This is a genomic window from Collimonas fungivorans (assembly GCF_001584145.1).
Lineage (GTDB): Bacteria > Pseudomonadota > Gammaproteobacteria > Burkholderiales > Burkholderiaceae_D > Collimonas > Collimonas fungivorans.
In genome coordinates this window covers 2,412,712-2,437,717 of record NZ_CP013232.1, presented here as the reverse complement: position 1 = coordinate 2,437,717, position 25,006 = coordinate 2,412,712, and the positions used below count along the sequence as shown (strand labels likewise).

General features: G+C 58.6%; 20 protein-coding genes, 1 tRNA gene and 2 pseudogenes. 5 read left to right on the top strand and 18 right to left on the bottom strand.

The window, feature by feature from the left end; genetic code table 11:
• Positions 1-34: 34 nt before the first annotated feature.
• Positions 35-1,366, top strand: a pseudogene (locus CFter6_RS10460) (CoA transferase).
• A 4-nt stretch (positions 1,367-1,370) separates the two neighbouring features.
• On the opposite strand, the gene CFter6_RS10455 reads toward CFter6_RS10460, so the two are convergent.
• From CFter6_RS10455 to CFter6_RS10405, 11 genes are all read right to left on the bottom strand, one after another.
• Positions 1,371-1,796 carry a GNAT family N-acetyltransferase gene (locus CFter6_RS10455; protein WP_061542303.1) on the bottom strand — a complete coding sequence of 142 codons (426 nt, stop codon included), beginning with the start codon at positions 1,794-1,796 and terminating at the stop codon, positions 1,371-1,373.
• Positions 1,797-1,821: 25 nt separating this feature from the next.
• The gene (locus CFter6_RS10450; RefSeq protein ID WP_014005799.1) at positions 1,822-2,250 is read right to left on the bottom strand and encodes a PaaI family thioesterase; all 429 of its coding nucleotides are present in this window, start codon (positions 2,248-2,250) and stop codon (positions 1,822-1,824) included.
• Between the two features lie 8 nt (positions 2,251-2,258).
• Positions 2,259-2,570: a Dabb family protein gene (locus CFter6_RS10445; protein ID WP_061539869.1), complete on the bottom strand. Its 312-nt coding sequence runs from the start codon at positions 2,568-2,570 to the stop codon at positions 2,259-2,261.
• Between the two features lie 89 nt (positions 2,571-2,659).
• Positions 2,660-3,259: a LysE/ArgO family amino acid transporter gene (locus tag CFter6_RS10440; RefSeq protein WP_061539868.1), complete on the bottom strand. Its 600-nt coding sequence runs from the start codon at positions 3,257-3,259 to the stop codon at positions 2,660-2,662.
• A 54-nt stretch (positions 3,260-3,313) separates the two neighbouring features.
• On the bottom strand, positions 3,314-6,289 hold the full coding sequence (locus tag CFter6_RS10435) for a putative bifunctional diguanylate cyclase/phosphodiesterase (RefSeq protein WP_236904609.1): 2,976 nt from the start codon (positions 6,287-6,289) through the stop codon (positions 3,314-3,316).
• A 280-nt stretch (positions 6,290-6,569) separates the two neighbouring features.
• A complete protein-coding gene (locus CFter6_RS10430; protein WP_061539866.1) occupies positions 6,570-7,361 on the bottom strand; it encodes an N-acyl amino acid synthase FeeM domain-containing protein in 792 nt (263 codons plus the stop codon).
• Positions 7,362-7,565: 204 nt separating this feature from the next.
• Positions 7,566-8,291 carry an ABC transporter ATP-binding protein gene (locus CFter6_RS10425; RefSeq protein ID WP_061539865.1) on the bottom strand — a complete coding sequence of 242 codons (726 nt, stop codon included), beginning with the start codon at positions 8,289-8,291 and terminating at the stop codon, positions 7,566-7,568.
• Position 8,292: 1 nt separating this feature from the next.
• Positions 8,293-10,275: a branched-chain amino acid ABC transporter ATP-binding protein/permease gene (locus tag CFter6_RS10420; RefSeq protein ID WP_061539864.1), complete on the bottom strand. Its 1,983-nt coding sequence runs from the start codon at positions 10,273-10,275 to the stop codon at positions 8,293-8,295.
• 2 nt (positions 10,276-10,277) lie between these two features.
• The gene (locus CFter6_RS10415; RefSeq protein ID WP_061539863.1) at positions 10,278-11,168 is read right to left on the bottom strand and encodes a branched-chain amino acid ABC transporter permease; all 891 of its coding nucleotides are present in this window, start codon (positions 11,166-11,168) and stop codon (positions 10,278-10,280) included.
• 167 nt (positions 11,169-11,335) lie between these two features.
• Positions 11,336-12,493: an ABC transporter substrate-binding protein gene (locus CFter6_RS10410; RefSeq protein WP_061539862.1), complete on the bottom strand. Its 1,158-nt coding sequence runs from the start codon at positions 12,491-12,493 to the stop codon at positions 11,336-11,338.
• Between the two features lie 320 nt (positions 12,494-12,813).
• Entirely contained in the window at positions 12,814-13,017 is a 204-nt protein-coding gene (locus tag CFter6_RS10405) for a cold-shock protein (protein WP_061539861.1), read from the bottom strand.
• Positions 13,018-13,379: 362 nt separating this feature from the next.
• Here CFter6_RS10405 and CFter6_RS10400 point away from each other — a divergent pair, with 362 nt between their 5' ends.
• From CFter6_RS10400 to CFter6_RS10390, 3 genes are all read left to right on the top strand, one after another.
• Entirely contained in the window at positions 13,380-14,975 is a 1,596-nt protein-coding gene (locus CFter6_RS10400) for an ABC transporter substrate-binding protein (RefSeq protein WP_061539860.1), read from the top strand.
• 90 nt (positions 14,976-15,065) lie between these two features.
• The gene (locus CFter6_RS10395) at positions 15,066-16,358 is read left to right on the top strand and encodes an MFS transporter (RefSeq protein WP_061539859.1); all 1,293 of its coding nucleotides are present in this window, start codon (positions 15,066-15,068) and stop codon (positions 16,356-16,358) included.
• A gap of 184 nt (positions 16,359-16,542) precedes the next feature.
• Entirely contained in the window at positions 16,543-17,592 is a 1,050-nt protein-coding gene (locus tag CFter6_RS10390) for an NADP(H)-dependent aldo-keto reductase (protein WP_061539858.1), read from the top strand.
• A gap of 12 nt (positions 17,593-17,604) precedes the next feature.
• Here CFter6_RS10390 and CFter6_RS10385 read toward each other — a convergent pair whose 3' ends face one another.
• The 5 genes from CFter6_RS10385 to CFter6_RS10365 all read right to left on the bottom strand — a co-directional run bounded on the left by CFter6_RS10385 (position 17,605) and on the right by CFter6_RS10365 (position 22,062).
• Entirely contained in the window at positions 17,605-18,624 is a 1,020-nt protein-coding gene (locus CFter6_RS10385; RefSeq protein WP_061539857.1) for a bile acid:sodium symporter family protein, read from the bottom strand.
• Between the two features lie 179 nt (positions 18,625-18,803).
• Positions 18,804-20,156, bottom strand: a complete 1,353-nt coding sequence (locus CFter6_RS10380) for a 4Fe-4S binding protein (RefSeq protein WP_061539856.1) — start codon at positions 20,154-20,156, stop codon at positions 18,804-18,806.
• A 61-nt stretch (positions 20,157-20,217) separates the two neighbouring features.
• Positions 20,218-21,060: an FTR1 family iron permease gene (locus CFter6_RS10375; RefSeq protein ID WP_061539855.1), complete on the bottom strand. Its 843-nt coding sequence runs from the start codon at positions 21,058-21,060 to the stop codon at positions 20,218-20,220.
• A 76-nt stretch (positions 21,061-21,136) separates the two neighbouring features.
• Complete coding sequence (locus CFter6_RS10370) at positions 21,137-21,472, bottom strand: cupredoxin domain-containing protein (RefSeq protein WP_041743201.1); 336 nt, start codon at positions 21,470-21,472, stop codon at positions 21,137-21,139.
• Positions 21,473-21,519: 47 nt separating this feature from the next.
• The gene (locus CFter6_RS10365) at positions 21,520-22,062 is read right to left on the bottom strand and encodes an iron transporter (RefSeq protein ID WP_061539854.1); all 543 of its coding nucleotides are present in this window, start codon (positions 22,060-22,062) and stop codon (positions 21,520-21,522) included.
• A 291-nt stretch (positions 22,063-22,353) separates the two neighbouring features.
• On the opposite strand from CFter6_RS10365, the gene CFter6_RS10360 reads away from it, so the two are divergent.
• A tRNA-Arg gene (locus CFter6_RS10360) sits at positions 22,354-22,430 on the top strand.
• Positions 22,431-22,480: 50 nt separating this feature from the next.
• On the opposite strand, the pseudogene CFter6_RS25050 reads toward CFter6_RS10360, so the two are convergent.
• Positions 22,481-22,681, bottom strand: a pseudogene (locus CFter6_RS25050) (tyrosine-type recombinase/integrase); the annotation flags it as partial.
• A gap of 70 nt (positions 22,682-22,751) precedes the next feature.
• Positions 22,752-24,809 carry a hypothetical protein gene (locus CFter6_RS10355; protein WP_150118703.1) on the bottom strand — a complete coding sequence of 686 codons (2,058 nt, stop codon included), beginning with the start codon at positions 24,807-24,809 and terminating at the stop codon, positions 22,752-22,754.
• Positions 24,810-25,006: the final 197 nt, after the last annotated feature.

Genomic DNA, 25,006 nt, shown 5'->3' with positions numbered 1-25,006 from the left:
CGCCGCTCGCCGCCCTATATTCAAGGAGCAGAACATGTTGCTGCCGTCCGCGTTGTCTCCATCCAATATCATGCAGCAGTTGTGGCGTACCCTCGGTCAGCCGGATGGCGCGCTGGCGCAGCTGTCGCTGAGCGGCGGCGACCCGGTCTTGCCGTCCTCGTTCGCGGTTGGCGCCGCGGCCCAGTCCAGCATTGCGGCGGCGGCCCTGTCGGCTGCGCAGCTGTGGCAGTTGCGCAGCCAGCAACAGCAACAGGTAAGCGTCGACATGCGCCACGCTGCGGCCGAGTTCCGCAGCGAGCGCTACTTCCGGGTCGACGGCGCCCGCAGCGACGAAATCTGGGACAAGATCGCCGGCACTTACCGTTGCGGCGACGGCAAATGGCTGCGCCTGCACACCAATTTTCCGCACCATCGAGACGGCGTGCTGCGCTTGCTGCAATGCGAACATACGGTTGAGAGCGTGCAGCAGGCCCTGCAAAGCTGGACTGCCGAGGATTTCGAGGAAGCCGCCGCCGCTACCCGCCTGGTAGTCACCGCCATGCGTTCATTCGAGGAATGGGACCGTCATCCACAGGGTCAGGCAGTGCAAGCGCTGCCGCTGCTGACCATAGAAAAAATCGGCGATGCCGCGCCGCGCGCCTTGCCCGCTGCGATAGAACAGCGGCCGCTGGATGGGGTACGGGTGCTCGACCTGACCCGCATCATCGCCGGGCCGGTCTGCGGCCGCACGCTGGCGGCGCACGGCGCGACGTCTTGCTGGTGACGGCGCCGCAACTGCCGGCGATCGGGCCGCTGGTGATCGACACCGGGCGCGGCAAACGCTCATGCCAGCTCGACTTGCGGCAAGCCGACGACCATCGGACGCTGAGCCGCTTGCTGCATGACACGGACATCTTCGTACAAGGCTACCGCCCGGGCGGCCTCGATGCACTCGGATTCGGTCCGGAAGCGGCGGCAAAAAAACATCCTGGCATCGTGTACGTGTCGTTATCGGCGTACGGCCATGTCGGGCCGTGGGCCGAGCGCCGCGGCTTCGATTCGCTGGTGCAGACCGCCAGCGGCTTCAACCATGCCGAAGCGCAGGCTGCACACAGCGACAAGCCGAAACCGCTGCCGATGCAGGTGCTGGACCATGCCGCCGGCTACCTGATGGCGGCCGGCGCCATGACGGCGCCAGCTCGGAAGGGTCGAGAATGGCCTGGCGGCGGCTGAGGTTGAATTCGAACAGATCCAGGATCTGCTTGAACACAGCGAATCCGGTTTCGGCCGGCTGACCGCAGTGAGTCATGCAGGAAAATTGTCGCTGACGCCGGCGCGCTGGAGCCGGCCATCCGTACCCTTAGGTAACGACGCTCCGAGCTGGTGACTGCCTAGGCAAATACGTGGCGCATGCAGATGTGCGCAATCCCGGCTTCGTAATATTCTTCGCCGTCGCGGCTGAAACCGTAGCGTCCGTAAAACGCCTCGGCCTGGGCCTGTGCGTTCAGCACCACCTCGCCATCGCCGCGTTGCCGCGCCTGCGCCATCAAGGCCTGCAGGATGGCTGCGCCCACGCCCTGGCCGCGCCCGGCGGCACGCACCGCCATGCGGCCGATATGACCATCCGGCAGCAGGCGGCCGGTGCCTATCGCATAACCGGCTTCGTTATAGGCAACGGCGTGCAGGCAGTGTTCATCCATATCGTCCCACTCCAGCTCGACCGGGATTTTCTGCTCGATCACGAATACGTCGAAACGCACTGCGCGGGCGTCGGTTTTCTGCGCCGCCCAGTTGTCTACCGTCAGGTGAAATTTCATGTTTTTCTGGTCCATGTCTGCTGCTTCAGCCCGGCTTGATTTTCAGCGCGGCCCGATGATGCCTGAGATATTTGAATGTGCCCATTGCCTTGGCCACCAGATGATCGCCGTGCCACAGTTCGGCGTCGCAGAAACACATGGTGGTGGAACGATGGAAGGCGCGGCCTTTGGCGACGATGCGTGCGCCGGTTTGCCCGGCCGGCTGCAGGAAACTGGTTTTCATTTCCACCGTAACCGCCGCTTCGGCCTGCGGATAGAGCGAACGGCCGGCCAGCGCCATGACTACGTCCAGCATCGTCATCGATACTCCGCCATGGGTGACTTGCCAGCTGTTCATATGATGCGGCTGCAAAGTCAAAGCCAGCTCGGCCGCGCCCTCGCCCATCTCGACGAACTCGACGCCGAGGTAGGTCAGGAAGGGGTTATCGATAGGGAAAATATGCGAAGGAAACATGGCCGCCGTCAGCTAAGGTAATCCATGCATTGGCGCGACTCCCGCACCGCGCCGAAAAACGGCTTGATCGCCACGTGCGCCGGGTGGTTCTGGTAAGCCTCCAGTGCCGCCGCCGAGGCGAATTCCGAATTCAGCACGACGTCGTAAGTCGCCTCCAGCCCCGGCTGGGCAATCGCGGTTTCGAACCTGAGCATGCCTGGCACGATACCGGCGCAGCTGTCCAGCAAGGCTTTCAGCTGCAGCGCGTTGCTGGCCTTGTCGGCGCCTTCGGCATGTTCTTTCAGTTTCCAGAATACGATGTGTTTCAGTGTCGCGCTCATGATATTCTCGGTCCGCTAATGAATAAACGGCGCAATCTCGGCGCCAGCCGCTATTTTACCCTCCCGGCCGAGCAAGCCGGCTGTACGCCTTATTCACTCAGCAGCTTATAGGCGATTGCCCACATCGTGATGCCGACCACCACTTCCAGCACGCGCCACGAGACCGGCTTGGCAAAGATCGGCCTGAGCCAGGCAGCGGCATAACCCAGCGAGAAAAAGAAGACAAACGAAGACAGCATCGCACCGGTGGCGAACCAACCCTCCTGGCCGGGAAACTGGGTCGAAATCGAGCCGATCAGCAGCACCGTATCCAGGTAGACGTGCGGATTAAGCCAGGTCAGCGCGGCGCAGGTCAGCAGGGTTGGCAGCAAAGCGCCTTTGACATGTTCGGCCTGCAGCAGCACGTCGGATGAACGCCAGGCGGTGATGAAGCTCCTGGCCCCATACACCAGCAGGAAAGCCGCGCCGCCGTAGCGCATGACGGGCATCAGCCATGGCGCCTGCTCGATGATGACACCCAGTCCCATTACGCCCAGCAAGATCAGGATGGCGTCGGAAGCGGCGCAAGTCAGGCAGACCAGGAAAACGTGTTCGCGCTTGAGTCCCTGTTTAAGGACAAAGGCATTTTGTGCGCCGATTGCGAGGATAAGCGAAAGACCGAGGGAAAAACCGGAAATTGCAGCGTTCATAAATGCGTCATGAAATCGAAATCATACCATCGCTTCCACAGAGCAAACGGGGCCTTAATGCAATCCTGCCGGCGGCAAGTCGTCACCTGCTCCGACCCAAGCGCGGCCATCGACGCGCCGGCTCGCCACAAAACGCGCCAGGGCCGGATCGGTGATGAAGCTGGCGGCGGAACTGGCCTCCAGTATCGCCTGCGGCGACTGCGGCTTAGCCACGATATAACCCTGCACGTAGTCGACTCCCAGTTTCGCCAGCGCTTCGATCATGGCGCAATCCTCCACCCATTCGGCGATGCTCTTCATGCCCAGGTTGCGCGCCAGTTCGACGATGGCTTCGACGATCGCCTCGTTGGCAGGATGCTTGTTCATGCTTTGAATGAACGCTCCGTCTATTTTCAAGGCGTCTGCCGACAAGCTCTTCAGGTAGGTAAACGAGGTATAACCGGCGCCGAAGTCGTCCAGCGCGATCTTGGCTCCCAGGGCCTGCAAGCGCTGGATGATGCGGCTGGTATGTTCGAGGTCGTGCAACGCCACGCTTTCGGTGATTTCAATGCATAACATCGGCACCACTTGCGGATGGCGGCCCAGGATCACGAAAATATCCTGGATGAATTTTTCATCGTTGAGCGAAGCTCCGCTCAAATTCACGCAGACGAATTTTGTCAGCGGCAGTTGCGCCTGGTGCTGCGCCAGCCATTCCAGCACTGTACTCATGACCCAGCGGTCGATCACGGCGATGTTGCCGTTTTCTTCCGCCGCCGCGATTACCTTGGTTGCCGGCACCACCTTGTTGTCGGCGTCGCGCAGCCGCAGCAGCACTTCAAAATTGAGCGAAGCTTCCGGTTCGCGCAGCGACATGATCGGCTGCATTTCGACAAACAGGCCGGTCGGCAGGAACTCGCCGCCCAACCTCTCGATCAGGCTCAGCTCTTCCAGCCGCTCGCGGAATACCGGCGCATTCTTCTGATACACCACGATATGTTCATTGTGCGCTCTCTTGGCTTCCCGGCAAGCGCGGTCGGCGGCAGAGATGGCATCCTGCACGCGCATGCCGGCATCGACTTCAATCAGCCCTATCGAGCCTTTCACCTGGAATGCGCGGGCGCCGATGTTGTACGACTGATAGCTGATTTTCTGGATGATGTTGCTGCAGATGGCCGTCGCCGCGCCAATCTCGACATCCTGGAACAGCAGGATGAATTCGTCGCCGCCGATGCGGCCGATATGGCAATCGCGGCCGAGCGACTGCTGCACCCGGAAACACAGCTGCTTCAGCACTTCGTCGCCGGACTGGTGGCCGAACAGGTCATTGATCAGCTTGAAGCGGTCGAGGTCGAGATAGGCCAGTGCCAGCGGCCTGTCGCCAGCCTGGCGCTCGATCGCCTGCTCCAGCATGATTTCGATGCCGCGCCGGTTGAGGACCCCGGTCAGCGGATCGTGCTCGGCAAAAAACCGTAGACGCTCGATCGCCTGGGAACGGTCGGTAATGTCTTGCAAAGAGCCTTCGATGCGGCCGTTGGCGAAAGTCGCCGTCACCAGGTAAAAATTGCTGCGGCCGCTGGCGTCGACCACGCCGCGCAGTTCCGCTTCGTTGCCGCTGCTTCCGGAACCGATGCGCAGCAGTTTTTCGCGCGCGCCGGTTTCGAAATAATCGTCAAATTTCTTCACCGACTCGGCGCTCGGATCATGCCCCAGGATTTTTTCCAAAGCGGGATTGGTGCGCACGAAACTGCCGTCGGCGGCCAGGGTAAACAGGCCCACCGGCGTGACTTCGTAGGTAGTCCGCAATTCGGCCTGGACCATCGCCAGTTCGCGCTTGCCGGCACGCATCTGTTCAGCAAAGGCAAACGACGCCATCAGGCTCGACAGCAAAGCCACGATGACGTTATTCGGCACTTCATCCAGGGTCTTGATGCCGAACGCAGCGGCGACGACCTCATCGATCCGCGTAAACAGCACCACGAACATCGACGCGCAATACCACAGCACCGCACGGGTGCGCGCTTTCCAGACGATGCGCGCCAGCAGGAACACCAGGATAACAATGCCGACCACGGTCCAGCACCACAGGACCGGAAGAAAGTGCTGGTACGACAGCAGCATGGCGGCGACCAGCAGGACCAGCCCCATCCAGCGCAATACGTTTTGCAGGAAAACGAAACCGATCTGCTTCAGTTCATTCTGGAACAGGCGGCCGAACAAGGTGAAGGTAACGATGTAGTAGGTGGCGAAGGTGAGCTTGCGCACCCAGGGCAGCCATTGATTCGGAATGGTCCATATCAGCCAGTGCACATCCCAGCCCATGGCATTGGCGCCAAGGCGCAAATTCCCCAGCAGCCACACTGCAAACAATACGTACATCCATTCGCGGTTGATCAAAGCCGCCACCAGCACGAACAAGGTCAGCGTCAGCAGCCCGCCTTCCATCAAGCCTATGCCGCGATAAAATTCCTTTTGCGACTGCACAAAATCGGGACGCGTCCATTGCCGTACCGAGATGCGCGCCGGACCGGAAAAAACGCCCTTGCATAGCACGCTCTGCGGCAAGGCGGCAGCCGGCAGCGACAAGATGAAACCGGTTTTTTCAGCTTTCATCTGGCCTTCGACCCCATCGCGGCTGGCCGTGCCAAGCAGGCGCTCGCCGGCGCCCGCCCAGCAGCTGACCTGCTGCGCGTGGCGCGAAGGCAGCTCAACCTCCGTCAATCCCGGATCCGCAGCTGCCGGCACCAAAAAAGAAAACCAGAACGGGGTTTCCTGCAATTGCGTGCTGCTATAGGTAAGCAGAGGCGTTGCCGCCAGCGCCTGGAACGCCTGCGCCGGCAGCAAGCGCTGCTCGGGATCGCTCAATACCTGGAACGGCGACGGGCTCGGATCGCTATGGCCGAAGCGGCTGTTGAGCGTAGCGAAAGCGACGATCGTAAACACGATCACCAGCACTGGCACCAATACGACCGAAAAATAAAACACCGCCCAGTCTTGAGGCTTCAGGTTGTGATTAAAGCTTTTCGACGTATCGGCATGAAATAGCCACATAGACATCGCATCCGTAGAGTGAGAGGGTTCTACTGTACTGTAAAAAAGACACAATATTCCTTTTAACAACAAACAATAACACCCTCTCATTATCTAGTGGACTGTAACAGCCAAATCAAGAGCGCCTGTCGCGTACCCGACGCGCATGGCGGCGTTGCACATGCTCGCAATAGTCTCGCTATTGCTCCGCTGCGCGCCTTGCCCCGCACGCCGGGTAGCGCCCTTCATTCTCGATTCGGCTGTTACAGTCCACTAGTTTCGGCAACACCGGATTAAACGCCTATTTCAGCGGGACCTTTCGCTCTCCTGCCTGGCTGTCGCGGGGTTCGAATTGATCCGCCAGCACATTGGGCGGCTGCTCGAGAATCAGGTCAGGATGCTGCATCTCGAACATCAGCCCGAACAGAGGATGGCCGGCGGCGGCCCAACGTTCGCGGGCGGTTGCAACTTCAAACGCCATGACACGATGCGGCAAATTGCCGACATGCAGCATCGGGATGAACTCCGGTCCCGCAAAGACATCCTGGAACAGCAAGGCGTCATATTGCCGGTCCAATGGCGAGCGTGCCGTAATCACCATCCAGTCGATGCCATTCTCGACGCAATATAAAAAATAAGCCTTGAACAGCAAAGTCTTGACGATCTTGCCGATCTGGCTGGAAGTGACGCCCAGCCGCGTCGCCTCCGCCAGGCTGCAACCCTGCAGCCAGTCCGGCAATGTCACCGACTGCTCCAGCCCCAAGGGCTGGAAACGATTGGTCTGGATACGCATGGTGCCCAGCGACGAACCGTCCAGCTTCGACTCCGCCAGCAGCACGATGGTATCTTGCGCCAGATCGGCCTGCTCGAACCGAAGCAGGTTTTGCGCGAGTTCAGGCAGGTGCCGGCTGTATGCTGCATGGCGGATTCCCACCGCCTTCTGCAAAGCCTGTTCGTCGCTGACTATCCTGACGGTGAATGGCAGGCGCTGTTCAGGCAGCGCAACCGCCGGCATGGTTGCCGGCAGCGACGAGAGAAGGAATTTCCCTCCGGCGGCCCGGCTGGAAGTGCTGATTGTGTGGTCTTGTTTCATTTGAGTGCTCCGAAGTGGAAAACATGGTTGACCGCTTTATGCATGCTCTGCATCACGGTATTGCCAGATTCTCACGTTCGGAACACAGTAGAAAACTAAACCCTGACGCCAACCCCATTTTTTGCGCCAATTTGATGATTATTAATTGTAGTTAAGCGATTTATTGCAACAAATAATTTCCAAAAATCAACAAACAAGCACAAATCAGTGCTGTCCGCCACCCAGATACGCCGCCTTGACCGCCGGGTCGTTTTTCAGCTTCTGCGCCGGCCCGTGCACCGAGATCCGCCCGTTCTCCAGCACATAACCGTAATCAGCGACATTCAGCGCCGCAGCGGCGAACTGCTCGACCAGCAGCATCGTCACGCCCTGTTCCTTGAGCCGGGAAATGATGCGGAATACTTCCTCCACCAGGATCGGCGCCAGCCCCATCGACGGCTCGTCCAGCAGGATCACTTCAGGATTGAGCATGACCGCGCGCGCCATCGCCAGCATCTGCTGCTCGCCGCCGGACAGCGTGCCGGCCAGCTGGCTGCGGCGTTCCTTCAGGCGCGGAAACAGTTCCAGCGCCTGCTCCAGGTCGTACTTGACGTCGCCGCGCGGACGCGAACGGGTAAACCGTGGAAATGCGCCCAGCAGCAGGTTGTCGACCACGCTCATGGTGGCGAACACGCGCCGTCCTTCCGGCGAATGCGCCAACCCGGCGCGCGCGATCTTGTGCGAAGCCTGGCCGGTGACGTCGACCCCGGCCAGGGTGACGCTGCCCGACTTGGCCTTGATCATGCCGGAGATGGCGCGCATGGTGGTGGTCTTGCCGGCGCCGTTGGAGCCGATCAGCGTCACCACTTTGCCCTTCGGCACCTCCAGCGAAATACCGTGCAGTACTTCAACCTTGCCATACGCTGCATGCAAATTGGAAATCGAGAGCATCTTATGACCCCGCTGCGTTGGAAGTGGACGGCGCACCGTCGCTATTGTCGACGGCCTCGCCGGCAGTGCCGCCGAGATAGGCCTCGATCACCTTGGGATCGCTTTGCACCGCGGCCGGTTTGCCTTCGGCGATTTTCTGGCCGAAATCCAGCACCGTCACGGTATCGGAAATCGACATGACGACATCCATGTGATGTTCGATCAGGATGATCGTGATGCCGTGCTGCCGGATCTTGTGGATGATCGCGATCAGTTCCTTGATGTCGGGCGCAGTCAGGCCCGCCGCCGGCTCGTCCAGCAGCAGCAGTTCCGGATTCAGCCCGAGCGCACGGCCGATTTCCAGCAGGCGCTGCTTGCCGTAAGGCAGGTTGCGCGCCTCTTCAGCCGCCAGTCCGCTCAGCCCGACAAACTGCAGGATGCTGGCAGCGCGCGCCCGTGCCGCCAATTCCTCGCGCCGGTAGCGCGGGGTATGGAAGATCACGTCCAGCACATTGCTGCGGAAGGTGTGATGCAGGCCGACCAGCACGTTTTCAGTGGCGGTCATTTCGCCAAACAACTGCACGTTCTGGAAAGTGCGGGCCACGCCGCCCAGGGCAATCGCCGCCGGCGTCGAACCGGAAATGGTCTTGCCGTTGAACTCGACCTTGCCCCCGGTCGGCTTGTAGATGCCGGTAAGCACGTTCATCATGGTGCTCTTGCCGGACCCGTTCGGGCCGATCAGGCCATGCACGCTGCCTTTGACGATATCCAGGTTGACTTCGTTGAGCGCCTTGAGGCCGCCAAACTGCATCAATATCTTCTGCCCGCTCAACAAGGTGGCGCCGGCTGCAACGCTGCCGCCAGCCGCAGCCCATGCATGTTCAGGGCTGGCGGCGACGCTTGCAGGTTCGCTGCGGGCAGGCATTCTCTGGCCCAGCAGGCTGCGGGCGAATCCGACGATGCCGTCCTGCAGGTAATACACCACGAACAGCGTCATCAATCCGAATACCGTCAGACGCCAGTCGGTGATATTTTCCAGCTTGTAGGAAAACACCGCCATGCCGACCGTCGCCACCACCGGCACCGCCACTTCGCGCAGGGTCTTGCGTTTTTTCCACAACAGGAAGGCGGTCGCCAGCACCGCGATCACGGCAGCAACCGTGGCGATCTGGCGGAACAGTTCAATGTCTGCCAGCAGGCTCGGCAGCATGACTACGATCAAGGCGCCGATCAGCGAGCCGGTGCGGCTCTTGCGGCCGCCCATGATGACCGCCAGCAGGAACAGGATGGTCAGCTCGAAATTATAGGTATTCGGCGAAATGTATTCTTCCGAATACGCATACAAGCTCCCCGCCAGGCCCGCCAGCGCAGCGCTGATCACAAACGCATACACTTTGTAGCGATACACCGAGACGCCCATGCAATCGGAAGCGATGGGGCTATCGCGCAGCGCCTGGAAAGCGCGCCCCAGGTGCGACTTGACGATCCGGTGGACGACGATCAGCGACAACACCATCAGCGCCGCAACCAGGTAGAAATACTCCACCTCGTCGAGGCGATGGCCGAAGAAACTCGGCTTGTTCAGCTTGATGCCCATCGGTCCTTCGGTCAGGAAGCTCATTTCATTGATCAGGATCTGGATGATGGTGCCGAACGCCAGCGTGACCATGGCCAGGTAAGGCCCGGTCACCCGCAGCGCAGGCAGCGCCAGGATAGCGCCGAAGATGGCGGTCACCGCCAGGCTGGCCGGGGCCGCAATCAGGAACGGCCAGCCGAGCTTGAATACCAGCACGCCGGTGGTGTAGGAGCCGATGCCGAACAAGCCGGCGTGGCCCAGCGAGACCTGGCCGGTGTAGCCGACCACGATGTCGAGGCCGAACAGCAGGATGGCGTAGATCAGGATGGTTTCGGCCAGGTGGATGTAATACGGATTCGGGAAAACCTGCGGAAACGCCAGCAGCACCAGGATGCCGGCCACCGCCAGCGCAAACAGTTTTTTATTCATGTTCACACCTTCTTGATGGCTGTCTTGCCGAACAGGCCCGCCGGCTTGATGGCCAGCACCAGCAGCAGCAGCACCAGGCCGGGCACTTCCTTGTAACCGGTGGAGATGTAAAATCCGGTCAGAGTCTCGGCGATACCCAGGATCAGGCCGCCGACCACCGCTCCCATGCCCGAAGTCAGGCCGCCGATAATCGCCACCGCGAAGGCTTTCAGGCCCAGCGCCGCGCCCATGGTGGCGCCGGTCAGGGTCAGCGGCGCCACCAGGACTCCGGCAAACGCCGCGGTGGCGGACGACAAGGCGTAAGAGAAAGTGATCACCATGCTGGTGTTGATGCCCATCAGGCCGGCGGCGTCGCGATCGTTCGAGGTCGCCACCACTGCCTTGCCGTAAATCGATTTGCGGTTGAAAAATTCGACTGCCAGCATCATCGCCAGTGCGCCCAGCACCACCACCACCTGCATCGGCTGGACATTGGCGCCGAATACCTGGAACGGGGTCGACGGCAAGGGCGAAGGGAAAGTCAGGTCATCCTTGCCCCAGATGTTTTCCGCGACGTTCTTGAAGATGATCGCCAGCGCGATGGTCGACATGATCCAGCCGAATTCCGACTTGATCTTGAGCGCCGGGCGCACCCCTATCCATTCCACCACGGCGCCTTGCAGCGCACCGAACACGATCACCAGCGGAATCATCAGCCAGTAGTTCAGGTAAGGACCGCCATGGATATTGCCGACCAGGCTGAGGCCCACCAGCGCACCCAGCATCAATGCCTCGCCCTGGCCGAAATTGAGGGTGCCGGAAGTGGCGAACGTGAGTTGATAACCGAAAGCGATCACCGCGTAGATCATGCCTAGCGCGATGCCGCTGAAGACGAGTTGCAGCAGAATTTCCATGATATATATCCAAGCAACTGAGCAAGAGACTGCGATAGCCACGGTTTGGCAAAACAACACGGCCGTCTGACGAAACAAATCCAGCCTGTATACCTGCGCAGGCTGGACCGATGTCGCTCAAACGGATGTTTGGCCGGCGCGCAGTATTACCGCGCACCAGCCACCTATCACTTGGCTAATACCACACGGCCATTCTTGACTTCGCCGATCACCACCATGTTCGGCTTGATCGCTTCGTGGTCGTCGTGGCTGTACGGCTTGGTGTAGGTGGTGACTACTCCTTCCACGGTGCCGTTCAGGTTTTCCAGCGCTTCGCGCACTTTCACGCCGTCGGTGCTGCCAGCCTGCTTGATTGCCGCCGCCAGCAGGTAGACCGAGTCATAACCCTGGGCCGCTGAAACGGCGGATGGCATGCGGTCGATCTTGTAAGCTTTCTGGTAGGCTTCTATGAAGGCCTTGCGCTTGGCTGTAGTGGCGTCCTGGATGAAGGTTTGCGGCATGCGCGCGCCGTCGCCGTTCTTGCCGGCGTTATCGATGAAATTCCCCATCGACAAAGTCCAGCTGCCGATGATAGGCACTTTCCAGTTGAGTTTTTCCATGCCGTTGGCGATCTGCGCCAGTTCCGGGCCGATGCCGTAGGTCAGCACCACTTCGGCGCCGCCCTGCTTGGCTTTCAGCAGCTGCGCCGTCATGTCGACGTCTTTCAGGTTGTATTTTTCAACCGCGACCGGCTTGATGCCCCTGGCAGCCAAGGTGCGCTCCAGGTCTTCGCGGCCGAGCTGGCCATAGTTGGTCGAATCGGCCAGGATCGCGACCTTGGTATGCTTCTGCCGCACCACCGCTTCGTCGACGATCATGGCCGACTGGATGGTGTCGTTGGCCGCATTGCGGAACACGTAGTTGTCCTTGTTTTCCGGTCCGACGAACTGCTTGGTGACGATGCTGCCGGTGGCGACGTTGTTCATGACCGGGATCTTGGCTTCCTGGTAGAAGCGCTGCGAAGCCAGGGCGACGCCGGTGTTGATGAAGCCGACCGTGCCGACCACTTTTTCCTTGTTGATCAGTTCCTGCGCAACCTGGACCCCGCGTTCATTCTTGGCTTCGTCGTCGCGTTCGACCAGCTGCAGCTGGCGACCCAGCACGCCACCCTTGGCGTTGATGTCCGCCACCGCCAGCTTGACGCCGTCGCGCATCGACACGCCCATCGGCGCGGAACCGCCGGTAAATGGCCCCGTGACGCCGATCTTGATCGGCTCTGCCGCCCCTGCCGCCAGCGACCAGCCGACCAACGCCGTTGCCACGCATGTTTTGATTATTGTGTTCATGTCGTCTCCTCCGTGTTTTTATATTGATGGGCACCGGCATGGATGCCAATGCGCTGTCTTAGCGTAAAACGTGATCCAGCATACTGCAATATCCGCCATCTGGCATGCAGACGACCCCAGCATTTCAGGCCACCCTTACAGCTTCCTGACAACTCCATCTTTCCGCTCTTATATCTTGGCAACCGAGCTTGGTAACTGAGCTTGACAATTGAACTTGACAGCTGCGCGTGGCGGCTGCGTTTGCTACAGACGAAAAAAATCCCCGGCAAGCCAGGGATTTTTGCGGTGTCCGGTTTATTTCAACCGGATCAGCTATCTAATTAGATAGGCTGAATGTTCGAAGCTTGCTTACCCTTTGGGCCAGCAGTAACTTCGAAAGAAACACGTTGGTTCTCAGCCAGGGATTTGAAGCCTGTCGAGTTGATTGCGGAGAAGTGCGCGAACAGATCTTCACCACCTTCGTCAGGAGTAATAAAACCAAAACCCTTCGAATCATTGAACCACTTTACGATACCAGTTGCCATTACATTTCCTATTTCAGTTAAGTTGGGCTGTCGCCCGTTAGATCGTTTGAAGCAAGAAAGAAATGACAGACTAATACTGCACTACTAGCTCGAATCTTAAACGATGTCGCATTATAACCGATAATTTTATTTAAAACACCGGGTGCGAAAATAAAGTTGCGCCGAGAGAAAGAGTTGCGTTTTTGACTGCGCAATCTGCCGTTCTGCCGCTTGCTGTTCCAGGCACGCATTTTACCCTACTCTTACCCTACCTTAGCCTATATAACTAAAACACATAACAAAAAGAAATTATTGTGTTTTGATAATTATATGAGCACCCATAGAATTGGCCTTTACCTTGTTCATCACGATTGGGAGATTGCATGTTCCAGCTTTCCAGAAAGAAAATACTGAGCCTGGCTTTTGCCGGCCTGAGCGCCTTGGCGACGGTGACGCTGAGCGCCTTGCCCGGCCCCAGCCATGCCGCGGACCTGAAAATCGGCCTGTTTGCCGATGTCTCCACGCTGGATCCTCATTTCAATAATATTGCGCCGAACATTTCGCTGTCCTCGCACCTGTTCGACGCACTGGTCAATGTCGATCCGAACGGCCGCCTGATTCCGGGCCTGGCTACTTCCTGGACGGCAATTGATCCGCTCACCTGGGAATTCAAGCTGCGGCACGGCGTGAAATTCAGCGACGGCTCCGAACTGACCGCGGAAGATGTTGTATTTTCGCTGGATCGCCCCGCCACGCTGACCAACAGCCCGGGCCCGTTCACCAGCTACACCAAGCAGATCGTCAGCAAGCAGGTGGTCGATCCGTATACCGTGCGCCTGAAAACCGCCACGCCATATGGACCGCTGGCGCTGGATGTCAGCACCATCTTCATCGTTTCCAAGAAAGCAGCGCAAAACGCCACTACCGAGGACTTCAACAGCGGCAAGGCGCTGGTCGGCACCGGCCCCTTCAAGTTCGCCAGCTTCAAGCGCGGCGACCGTATCGAACTGGTGCGCAACGATGCTTACTGGGGCGAGAAAGCGGCCTGGGACAAAGTCACCTTCCGCATCCTGACTTCCGACGGCGCCCGCCTGGCAGCCTTGCTGGCCGGCGAAGTCGACGCCATCGAAAACGTGCCGCCGGCCGACCTCGCCAAGCTGAAGACAAATCCGCAATTCAAGCTGGCGCAGAAAATTTCCTGGCGCACCATCTTCTGGACCCTGGACCAGTCGCGCGACAAGTCGCCGGACATTACCGACAAGGCCGGCAAGCCGCTAGACAAGAATCCCTTGAAAGACGTGCGCGTGCGCCAGGCGATTTCCAAGGCCATCAACCGCCAGGCGCTGGTTGACCGCACCCTGGAAGGGCTGGCGGTGCCGGCGTCGAACATCATCGCTCCTGGCATACTGGGTTATGCCGATACGCTGAAAGTAGAGAAATACGATCCGGAAGGCGCCAAGAAACTGCTGGCGGCGGCTGGTTATCCCAACGGCTTCGGCATTACGCTGCATGGCCCGAACAACCGCTACATCAATGATGAACGCGTGGTGCAGACCGTCGCCCAGTTCTTGAACCGGGTCGGGATCCAGGCCAAGGTCGAGACGCTGCCGCTGGCGGTTTATTTCGGCAAGGCGCGCGCCGGCGAATATAGCGCAGCGCTGCTGGGCTGGGGCACGCTGGCCGGCGATTTCGGTTTGCGCACCCTGCTCGGCACCACCAACCCGGATACCGGCTGGGGTTCGTGGAACTGGGGCAAATACACCAATCCGAAACTGGACCAGCTGGTGCAGTCGTCGCTTGGTTCGGTCGACCAGAAACAGCGTGAGGATTTCGCCCGCCAAGGCGCCGTGGTGGCGCTCAACGATTACGCGCTGATCCCGCTGTATCATCAGTACGCGACCTGGGCGCTGCGCAAAGGCCTGAAGTACACGCCGCGCACCGACGAATTTACTTTCGCCCACCAGTTCCATCCCGAATAAGCCACATCGATACAAAAAGCCGCTGAAGTTAGCGGCTTTTTTCATGGGAAAAGCATATTCTATGGCCTTGCCCCGATTTTCCTGTGCCACATGACCACCCCCGCCTCTGCCAGTCCCGAATCCGAATCCGTCCTGAGCCATCGTCCGTTCACCTTGTTCTGGGGCGCACGGGTAGCTTCCACCATCGCCAACCAGATGCAGATCGTCGCCGTTGGCTGGCAAGTTTATCAACTCACGCATAGCGCTTTCGACCTCGGCATGGTGGGCCTGGTGCAATTCCTGCCGGCCCTATTCCTGGCCCTGCTGGTCGGCCATGTGGCCGACCGCTACGACCGCCGCAAGATCGCCCGCATCTGCCTGTTCATCAAGGGCCTGGCAGCCGCGGCTCTGGCCATCGGCAGCATTTACGGCTGGCTCGACAAGCAAGCCATCTTCGCCATCGTGTTTGTGATCGGCGCCACCCACGCCTTCGAATCGCCGACACTGCAGGCGCTGGTGCCCGGCCTGGTGCCGGCGCGCCTGCTGCCGCGCGCCGTGGCCTGGTCGGCATCGGCCACGCAGACCGCGGTGATCATCGGCCCTGCATTGGGCGGTTTCATTTACGTGCTGGGGCCAAGCGCGGTATATACCAGCAGCAGCGTGCTGTTCGTCGGCGCCAGCCTGCTGGTGTCGCTGATCCGCATCGAAAGCGTGCTGCCGCGGCGCGAGCCGGCTACCCTCAGCTCCCTGCTGGCGGGGATTGCCTTCATCAAGAGCCGGCCGGCGATCCTCGGCGCCATATCGCTCGACTTGTTCGCGGTGCTGCTGGGCGGCGCCACGGCGCTGCTGCCGATCTACGCGCACGACATCCTTGCCACCGGCCCGCTCGGCCTCGGCCTGCTGCGCTCGGCGCCGGCGGTGGGCGCCTTGTCGACGGCGATTTTCCTGGCGCGGCGACCATTGAGCCGGCGCGTCGGCCGCAGCATGTTCATTGCGGTTGCGGTGTTTGGCGTGGCCACTATCGTGTTCGCCTTGTCTCGTTCGTTTGTGTTGTCGCTGGCGACACTGGTGGTGCTTGGCGCCTCCGACATGATCAGCGTGGTGGTGCGCTCTTCCTTCGTGCAACTGGAAACGCCGGACCACATGCGCGGCCGCGTCAGCGCCGTCAACTCAGTGTTCATTGGCACCTCCAACCAGCTAGGGGAATTTGAATCCGGCGTCACCGCTGCCTGGCTGGGGCCGGTGCCGGCAGTGCTGCTGGGCGGGGTCGGCACGGTGGTCGTGGTGCTGCTGTGGATACGCCTGTTCCCTACCCTGTTCGGCCTCGACAAACTGGTCAATCCGGCGGCCGCGCCAAATCCGCCAGCCCAGCCGCCGTCGCCGGCAACCCCAACAGCCACCTGAATGCAAGCGCCCGGCGAGTGGCCTCGGCCCTGCAGCAAAACAGCGATCCGGCTATACTCTTAGCCCTCGGCAGCCGCCGGCAATCGTCCTGCATTCCGGGAGCAGTTGCCTGCTGCCGCGCACGGCGCTCAGGTCGTCAAATCGTCACCACCATTTTTTAGCGCCCGCCGCAAAGGAAGCGACAATGCAATATCGTGAACTCGGACACAGCAAGCTCAAGGTCAGCCTGATTACGCTCGGCACCATGACCTGGGGCGAACAGAATACGGAAGCAGAAGCGCATGCGCAGATCGACCTGGCGCTGGCCCATGGCGTCAACCTGATCGACACCGCTGAAATGTATCCGGTGCCGCCGCGCGCCGAGACCCAGGGCTCGACCGAACGCTACATCGGCAGCTGGCTGAAAAAATCCGGCAAGCGCGGCGAAGTCATGATCGCCACCAAGGCCACCGGCCCGGCGCGCAAGCCTCACAATCCGCGCCACGTGCGCGGCGGCATCAACAATTTCGACCGCAAAGGCCTGACCGAAGCCTTGCACGGCAGCCTGGAACGCCTGCAGACGGATTACGTCGACCTCTACCAGCTGCATTGGCCGGACCGCAGCGTCAATTGTTTCGGCACGCTGAACTACAGCCATATCCCTGATGAAGACACGGTGCCGATCGAAGAGACACTGTCCATCCTGGCGGACTTCATCAAGGCCGGCAAGGTGCGCCACATCGGGATTTCCAACGAAACGCCATGGGGCATCTCGGAATTCTTGCGTGCTTCGGAGAAATTCGATTTGCCGCGCGTGGTCAGCATCCAGAATCCGTACAGCCTGCTCAACCGCACTTTTGAAATCGGCCACTCGGAATTTGCATTCCGCGAACAGGTCGGGCTGCTGGCATATTCGCCGCTGGCTTTCGGCGTGCTTTCGGGGAAATACCTGGATGGCGCGCGGCCGGCAGGCGGCCGCCTGACCTTGTTTGAACGTTTCAGCCGCTATACCAATCCGCAGGTCAACCGGGTAATTGGCGATTACGTGGCGCTGGCAAAAAAACACGGGCTGGATCCGGCGCAGATGGCGCTGGCTTTCGTCAACAGCCGCGGTTTCCTGACCAGCAATATCATCGGCGCCACCACGCTAGGACAATTGCAAAGCAATCTCGACAGCGTCAACCTCACGCTGAACGACGATATCTTGAGCGAGATCGAAGCGATCCACCTGCGCCAGCCCAATCCGGCTCCCTGAACAGACGCAGCCTCAGTCCTCTGGGCTGACGTCAGACCAGACCGGCGCCGGACCGCCGGCGACGATCTCGACCGGACGCGCGGCATAACGTTTTGCCAGCACTGCGCAAACCATCAGCTGGATCTGGTGGAACAGCATCAGGGGCAAAACGATCATGCCGACGGTGTGCCCGGCAAACAAGACTTTCGCCATCGGCACGCCGCTCGCCAGGCTCTTCTTCGAGCCGCAAAACACAATCGTGATTTCATCTTCCTTGCTGAAGCCCAGGCGGCGGCTGACCCAGGTGGCGATGCTCAGCATCGCGAACAGCAGCAGCGCCACCACCACAATCAGGCCGACCAGCGACAACGGCGGCAGTTCCTGCCACAAGCCCTGCACCACGGCTTCGCTGAATGCGGTGTAGACCACCAGCAGGATCGAGCCCTGGTCCACCATCTTCAGGATGATCTTGTGCTTGTCCAGCCACTTGCAGATCCAGCGGCGGGCGATCTGGCCGGCGACAAAAGGCAGCAGCAGCTGCATCACGATATTCAGGATGGAATCGAAAGAACCCTTGCCCTGGGCATGCGTCACCACCACCAGCCCGACCAGCACCGGCGTCAGGAAGATGCCAAGCAAGTTGGACGCCGATGCACTGCACACCGCGGCAGGCACGTTGCCGCGCGCCACCGAAGTAAACGCGATCGAGGATTGCACGGTGGACGGCAAGGTGCACAGGAACAGGATGCCGAGGTACAGGTCAGGCGTCACCAGCGGCAGCAGCAGCGGCTTGAATACCAGGCCCAGCAGCGGGAACAGGGCGAACGTGGCCAGCAGCACCGTCAGGTGCAGGCGCCAGTGCAGCGCGCCCTGCACCACCGCCTCGCGCGACAGCTTGGCGCCATGCAGGAAAAACAGCAGGCCGATGGCCAGCGTGGTGATCAGGTTGAAAGAGACCGCGACCTGGCCTTTGGCCGGGAACAGGCTGGCGACCAGAACCGTGGTGACCAGCAACAACGTGAAGTTGTCGGGCAAAAAGCGTGGGCGGACCATGATAGGAAACGTAGGCTAGAGTTGGAGAAGGCTTCCCCGCCGCCGTCACCGCCCCATTTCGACAGAAGGCGACAAGACAAATATAGACGGGATAACAACCCTCATTTTACGCACTAACGCCCGGGGTATCGACCAGAAGTTGACAGAACTGCGACAAAATTCCGGCAAATGATGGAAATTCACCACAACCAGAACATCAGCAGCCAGGCAAAGTTGACCAGCGCCAGGCCGGCAATCACCGGCGCCATGCTCAGCAGGCGGCGCGCCGGCGAGCTGGTATAACGGCCGGTGACACGCCAGGCCAGCCACACGCTCCACAAGGTGGTCGCAATCAGCAGGATGGCGCGCAAGTCGTTGGCCCAGAATACCGGCAGATGTTCGCCGCGCAGCAGGCTGATGGTGGTGGCCGACAAGCCGACAAACACGCCGCAGCCGGCTAGCGGGATGGTGGATTGCACCAGGTGGTTGAAACGCTTGCGGTCCCAGCCTCCGAGCATGCGGCTGCTCAATGCGAACAGCAACGTCAGCGCGGTGCCGAGCACCAGCCCGGTGATCAGGATGTAGGCGATCACCAGGCTGCCGTCGAGCCAGCTGAAGACATCGTTCTGCGCCGGATAATTGGTGAACACCCACCACGGCGCATGCGTATCGAAGGGCCACATGATGTCGCGGTCGATCAGCCAGGTCGCGATCGCTTGCTTGACCTGCACGAACCAGGGGCTGGCCGACCAGTGGAAGGCGCCGATGGCGATCCCCATCAGGCCGTACAAGGCCAGCGCGCTTTCCCACAGGTTGTTGTGCTGCTCGCCATGCTGGACGATTTCCTCGGTCGGCGCGCGCCAGCTCAGTTCGATGGCGTCGCGATGGCCGCTGCAGCGTCCGCACATATGGCAATCGGCGGCACCCTTCATGGCCCGCAGCGGCACCAGCGGCGCGCAATTGACGGGAATCACGGTACGCCCTTGCGTATGGCTGTGGGTGCCATAGGAAGCGCGCCAGGCAGTTTCATTGACTTTATAGTGGAACGGCGCCAGCTTGGCCAGCAAGCCGAACACGCCATTCACCGGGCACAGGTATTTGCACCAGACACGCTTGTCGCGGCCATACAGGTAACCGACCACGATGGCGCCGGCGGTAGAACCGCCCAGCACCAGCAGCACCGCTTTAGGGTATTGATAGACGCTGACCATCTGGCCGTAGATGGTGGTCAGCGCAAACGCCACGAACGGCCAGCCGCCCCAGCGCATCCAGTGCGGAATGGCTTTGCCGAGCCCGTGGCGGCTGGCGAACTCGGTCAGCGCGCCCTCCGGGCACAGCACGCCGCACCAGACCCGCCCCATCAGCACCATGCTGATCAGCACGAACGGCCACCAGATCCCCCAGAAAGCGAATTGCGCGATCAGGGTCAGGTTCGACCAGATGTGCGTAGTCTCGTCCGGCAGCGGCAGGAAGATCGGCACCAGGATCAGGAAGCCGTACACCAGCACAATCCCCCACTGCACCCAGCGGATCAGCTTCGCATGGTCCCGCATCCAGTCAGCCGTGCGGGAAAGTCGCGTTTGCTTTTGAGGAATTGCACAAGTATTCATTGGTTTATTTGGCTGGGGCTGTGACTGACTGCGGCTGCGGCCTGGCTCGTTTGAGGAATAACAATACACTTACCCAATATGCCACATACACCAGCAAGCTCATCAGTGCAGGTTGCGCACGATAGCCGGTCAGGGTGGAAACCAGGTTGCCGAATGAAGTCGTGTCGTCGAGCAGGCGTGAACTGTCCCAGACCGGATCGACCAGCGTCGGGATGAGATCCAGCGACATCAGGCGTTCGATACCGGTCAGCAGCAATCCCGCGGCGAGGAACAGCAAGATGATTTCGGTGACCTGGAAAAAGCGGCGCCAGGAAAAAATCTTGCCGCCGAGCTGCAGCAGATAGAAAGTCAGGAACGCCAGCGCAAAACCGAGCGCCGCTGCCAGCACCATCGCGCCGGCCGAGTCGCCCTTGTCCGCCAGGCCCAGCCCGTAAAGAAAGATCACGGTTTCGCTGCCTTCGCGTGCGATCGCCAATGCCGCCAGCGCAAATACGCCCCACCAGTTGGCGCTTTGCAGGTTGGCGCTGAGCGAGGTTTCCATTTCGCGCTTGAGCGTGCGGCCGTGCTTGCGCATCCAGAACACCATCTGCACGATCAATATTGCAGCCAGTATCACCATCACGATCTGGAAATAATCCTGGGCATCGCCCGACAGCAGCTCGCTGAAACCCAGCAGCGCCGCACCGAGGCCGATCGCGCCCAGGATGCCGACGCCAACACCGCTCCACAGATAAGGCAAGCCGCGCCGCGCAGCTTCGCCGCCGTTCCTCAGCCACGCGTGCAAAATGCCGACTACCAGCAACGCCTCGACGCTCTCGCGCCAGACTATGAACAAAACCTGACCCATCTTTTGTTACTCCATCAAACCATGACAAGGGCCGCCGGCAATAACAATAGCAATTGCAACAGCCGGCGGCAGCCTCTTATTTAGCGACAATCACACCCTGCGCCTGCGCATGAAAATCATCGAAAAACTTGTATTCGCCCGGCTGCAGCGGCGCGATCACCACAAACGACTGCGCGCCCGGCGCCAACACTTTTTCCTTGCGCAGCTGGACGCTTTCAAATTCAACCGCCGATTGCCCGGTGTTGTGGACCTCGATTTTTATTTTCTGGCCGGCAGGAACCATGATCCGCGCCGGATTGAGTACGCCGTCCTTCATTTCCAGCTTGAAGGTCGGCAAATCGGCGGCCATCGAAACCGTCGCCGCCAGCATCGCGCCGGCAGCAAATATGCCGCGCACTTTGCCGGCTGCCATGGCCATGGTCTGCGATGAGAATTTCATGGGCGTGCGTTTCTGCTGCATCAATATCCGCCTTTTTTACCGACTCCGGCAAAGGTGAACTCATTGACCACCGTGAACGGCTTGAACCAGGCGCCGACACCGGTTTCCTTGTCGACATGGCGGCCAAAATGCGCGCCGACATTAGCCGACGGCGGCGAAATGATCATCTTCAGCGTGTATTTTCCCGGCCCTGCCAGCTTGACGTTGTCACCGTAGTGCGGACCGTCGCTGGCCACCATCGGCATCATGTCGCCCTTGATGACCTGGGTCGAACCGGCTTTGCTGAATTCGTAAGAGATGACCAGGTTCGGCATCCAGTCGCCCTCGGCGAAACCGTTAGGATTGTCTTTCACGGCATGGATATCGGCTTCGACGTGGATGTCCGACAGCTCTGCCTTGCGCATCATGCCTTCCGGCTCCATCTTGATCGGCTGCAGGTAAACCGCTGCGACTTCGAGGCCGTTCATGATCTGCTGCTTGCCGATCGGATATTCGGCGGCCATTGCGGCGCCGGCAACCCCAAAAGAAACAAGCACGGCAGCCGTAAGCAATTTCACATTCATGCAATCAACCTTTCGAACTATAAATGATAATGATTATTGTTTGATTATATCATCCGATGAAATGCGCTGCTCCCTATGACATCGGGATAAGGGAGAGCAAAATAGTCTGAGCTTAAACACAATCAGAACACAAATAAAGCTTCCCAATATGCAATACCTATGGCATAGTAGCGGACTTGGTTGAGAGCAAGCAGAAAAAGTGTTTTACCTCTGTGAGCGAGAAGAAATATCAGGTTTTACGATATTTTCCTCTTCCAAAATTAACAAAGCTAATATATAATTTTGTTTTTCGCGGCTGTAGCTCAGCTGGATAGAGTACTTGGCTACGAACCAAGGGGTCGTGGGTTCGATTCCTGCCAGCCGCACCAGTAATTCAAGGGGTTGCAAGAGAAATCTTGCAACCCCTTTCTGGTTTACATCACCCTACTACAGCCAAATTACAGCCATCATTGCTAACAGACTGCACCCATTGCGCCAGATGATCAGCTGACAGATGCGCGTATCGCTGTACCATTTCCATCGTTTCCCATCCCCCTAGTTCTTTTAATACATGCAGCGGCGTCCCACGCTGAACGTGCCAACTTGCCCAAGTGTGTCGCAAATCATGCCAACGAAAGTTTAGCGATACGGGTGGCGAGCCCAACACGGTCTTCTATCTGAAGACCCGTCGCAATGCATGCGTCGAACACTTAGTTGACATTCAGACCAGCAAGCGTAGCCTCTTCTCTGTATGATGGCGGCAGCTTTGGAACGCATTCTAACGCCAAAAATTGTGCGTCCCAATCGGCTTCGCCGACTGCTGGTATGGGCACCCAACGTTTTCCGACCCCGGCCAGAAGCATCTCCATTTGAGGTGGGAAGGAAAAATAGTTAGCAGCAGACTCTGCTGCTTCCGTAATTGAACTGTAAAGCACGCGTTTCTTGACAGTTGTCAATTCGCCGTCAGATCCACTGATGGCCATCTCAACCAATTCCCCTCGAAAAAAAACCCCGAGAATGTGCTCATCCACAATTGGAACACCGTCAACCGCAAAACCACAATGGATTGCTGAGTTCAGCACAACAATTGGCAAAACGTCGAATTGGACTGGGAGCTCCAGTCCAAGTTGAAAAGCACGTACACGAAAAGCTTCCTTATGCTCGCGAACAGTATCGGCCTTTCTGCGAACCTGCGTTACCGCATCAATGACTTTCATTCGATGCATGGCCGTTTGCTTGGCCTCTGCAGGATCCAGAAAACACTTAACCTCCCCAACAATTACTATATTCCCTATCATTGCGACGAAGTCGATCTCCTCTTCACGCTCATTCGGTGCAGTAAACTTGACACCACGCTCTAGGCATTTAGATGCACTTAACATTGGTGATTGCGCAATGTTTGTGCGGATAGTTGCTCTAATGTGTTCTTCGAATGCAGGTCCACGCAGGCTTAGATCCACACCAAGCTGTTTCATCCAGACATCGACGAGGCGTCGCAAGTTGGGTGAAGAAGTCGTGGCGAATATGGGGATCACGGCATCCTTGCTGACGGGAAGTAAAGGTTGTGCCCAAAGCTCTTGATCGGATTTTCCGTGAAACATGAAGAAATCGATGAGCGCTTTACTTCGAGAAAGGTCAATACCACAAGCGATAGAGACAGCTCGAACTAATGCTGGAACTTGTAGTACCGAAGCATAGGTAGGTAACCAAGTCTCTGCTTCTTCCCCAATTTCCACCTTGCGTAGGGCCAGACCTTTTCGAAGAACAGAAGATGCTCGACTCACAACGCCCCAAGCCACCAACACATGATCGAGAGTTGCGCCGAAAAGTTTCGCTTGAGGTTCCTGCAAAAGCTCTTTGTAATAAGGTTCACTTGCGTACGCTCGCATCGTCAGCAACCAGTCTATATCGCTTGATCCAGGATCAAAGGCAGACATTTGAATCACCTGGCGCCGCCCATCTTTCGAAAGCGCTTTAACATTCATTGGCGCGAGCAACTTTAGTACGCCCCTGTAAATCAGATTCTTTTGAAATTTAAGAGAATACATAGCAAACTCACGAGCTAAGCTATTGAACCGGACTCTACTTACAACATAGCGAAGCTGCCAAATATCCTCCTTCGGGGCAAATTTTGTTGCCCGACCTTTTTGCGTTGGAATATATTTATTCCATAGACAATCGTCCCACAGTCCTTCGATATGAGCCCACAGATTGCCCAAGTTAAAATCAAGCGACATATCGTCCCAGTCCAGCTTTGCAAACTCTGGATTACCGGACAAATTGGGATTTTTCTCGAGAATCCGTTTGAGAGGGACCTCCATACCGTCCACCATAGCCTGGACGATTTCATCCGGCCCGAATTCGGCTCCAACCGCGAGCTTTAGCTTGAGTGCGACAAGTTCGTGCATCATTATAGGTGCGTCGGGATCTAGCTCCCGCTGCTTAGCCGCCGCGTTGGAGAATGCTTCGTGTGTGAGTTCGATAAGCCTACAGTAGTTGTAGTTTGCAAGGGCAGCAAATGCCCGAATTTTTGTTGTCGCGCGAAAATTCTCTGAGAAAGTTACCTTTAGATTCGATCGAATGTGATCAGCCTTATCGTGAATCATCAAACCAGCATCGAACAAGCTGCGATCATCGTCATCCCCCTCGTCAAGGAGGGCATATTTGGCGCGCCACTGTTTGACCTTGAATTCAGTACGAAGCGGCCCAGGTATTTCCCCATCCTGAACGGATTTAGTAAATTTCCCCAATTGAAGTCCTTCGTTCAAATTAAATTCTTGGTACGTATGGCGCAAAAGAACCGCTTCGAAATAACTCGCGTGAATTCGCCTTTTTAATTTTAAATTGGCAGACAACCTCCATTGACGGAGAATTCATTCACGAAAGAGAATCCTATCGTCCGCTTGATCCGAAAATATGGTTATTGTTTTCAGAAAATATTTTCTGCAAAAAATACCTTATGACG

Coding starts and splice junctions, on each gene's coding strand:
- CFter6_RS10435 (WP_236904609.1), bottom strand. CDS start 6,289: ATGTGGCTATTTCATGCCGATACGTCGAAAAGCTTTAATCACAACCTG.
- CFter6_RS10380 (WP_061539856.1), bottom strand. CDS start 20,156: ATGCGGGACCATGCGAAGCTGATCCGCTGGGTGCAGTGGGGGATTGTG.
- CFter6_RS10405 (WP_061539861.1), bottom strand. CDS start 13,017: ATGGCAACTGGTATCGTAAAGTGGTTCAATGATTCGAAGGGTTTTGGT.
- CFter6_RS10375 (WP_061539855.1), bottom strand. CDS start 21,060: ATGGGTCAGGTTTTGTTCATAGTCTGGCGCGAGAGCGTCGAGGCGTTG.
- CFter6_RS10445 (WP_061539869.1), bottom strand. CDS start 2,570: ATGAGCGCGACACTGAAACACATCGTATTCTGGAAACTGAAAGAACAT.
- CFter6_RS10390 (WP_061539858.1), top strand. CDS start 16,543: ATGCAATATCGTGAACTCGGACACAGCAAGCTCAAGGTCAGCCTGATT.
- CFter6_RS10440 (WP_061539868.1), bottom strand. CDS start 3,259: ATGAACGCTGCAATTTCCGGTTTTTCCCTCGGTCTTTCGCTTATCCTC.
- CFter6_RS10410 (WP_061539862.1), bottom strand. CDS start 12,493: ATGAACACAATAATCAAAACATGCGTGGCAACGGCGTTGGTCGGCTGG.
- CFter6_RS10455 (WP_061542303.1), bottom strand. CDS start 1,796: ATGAAATTTCACCTGACGGTAGACAACTGGGCGGCGCAGAAAACCGAC.
- CFter6_RS10420 (WP_061539864.1), bottom strand. CDS start 10,275: ATGAATAAAAAACTGTTTGCGCTGGCGGTGGCCGGCATCCTGGTGCTG.
- CFter6_RS10430 (WP_061539866.1), bottom strand. CDS start 7,361: ATGAAACAAGACCACACAATCAGCACTTCCAGCCGGGCCGCCGGAGGG.
- CFter6_RS10370 (WP_041743201.1), bottom strand. CDS start 21,472: ATGGCAGCCGGCAAAGTGCGCGGCATATTTGCTGCCGGCGCGATGCTG.
- CFter6_RS10425 (WP_061539865.1), bottom strand. CDS start 8,291: ATGCTCTCGATTTCCAATTTGCATGCAGCGTATGGCAAGGTTGAAGTA.
- CFter6_RS10415 (WP_061539863.1), bottom strand. CDS start 11,168: ATGGAAATTCTGCTGCAACTCGTCTTCAGCGGCATCGCGCTAGGCATG.
- CFter6_RS10450 (WP_014005799.1), bottom strand. CDS start 2,250: ATGTTTCCTTCGCATATTTTCCCTATCGATAACCCCTTCCTGACCTAC.
- CFter6_RS10385 (WP_061539857.1), bottom strand. CDS start 18,624: ATGGTCCGCCCACGCTTTTTGCCCGACAACTTCACGTTGTTGCTGGTC.
- CFter6_RS10400 (WP_061539860.1), top strand. CDS start 13,380: ATGTTCCAGCTTTCCAGAAAGAAAATACTGAGCCTGGCTTTTGCCGGC.
- CFter6_RS10365 (WP_061539854.1), bottom strand. CDS start 22,062: ATGAATGTGAAATTGCTTACGGCTGCCGTGCTTGTTTCTTTTGGGGTT.
- CFter6_RS10395 (WP_061539859.1), top strand. CDS start 15,066: ATGACCACCCCCGCCTCTGCCAGTCCCGAATCCGAATCCGTCCTGAGC.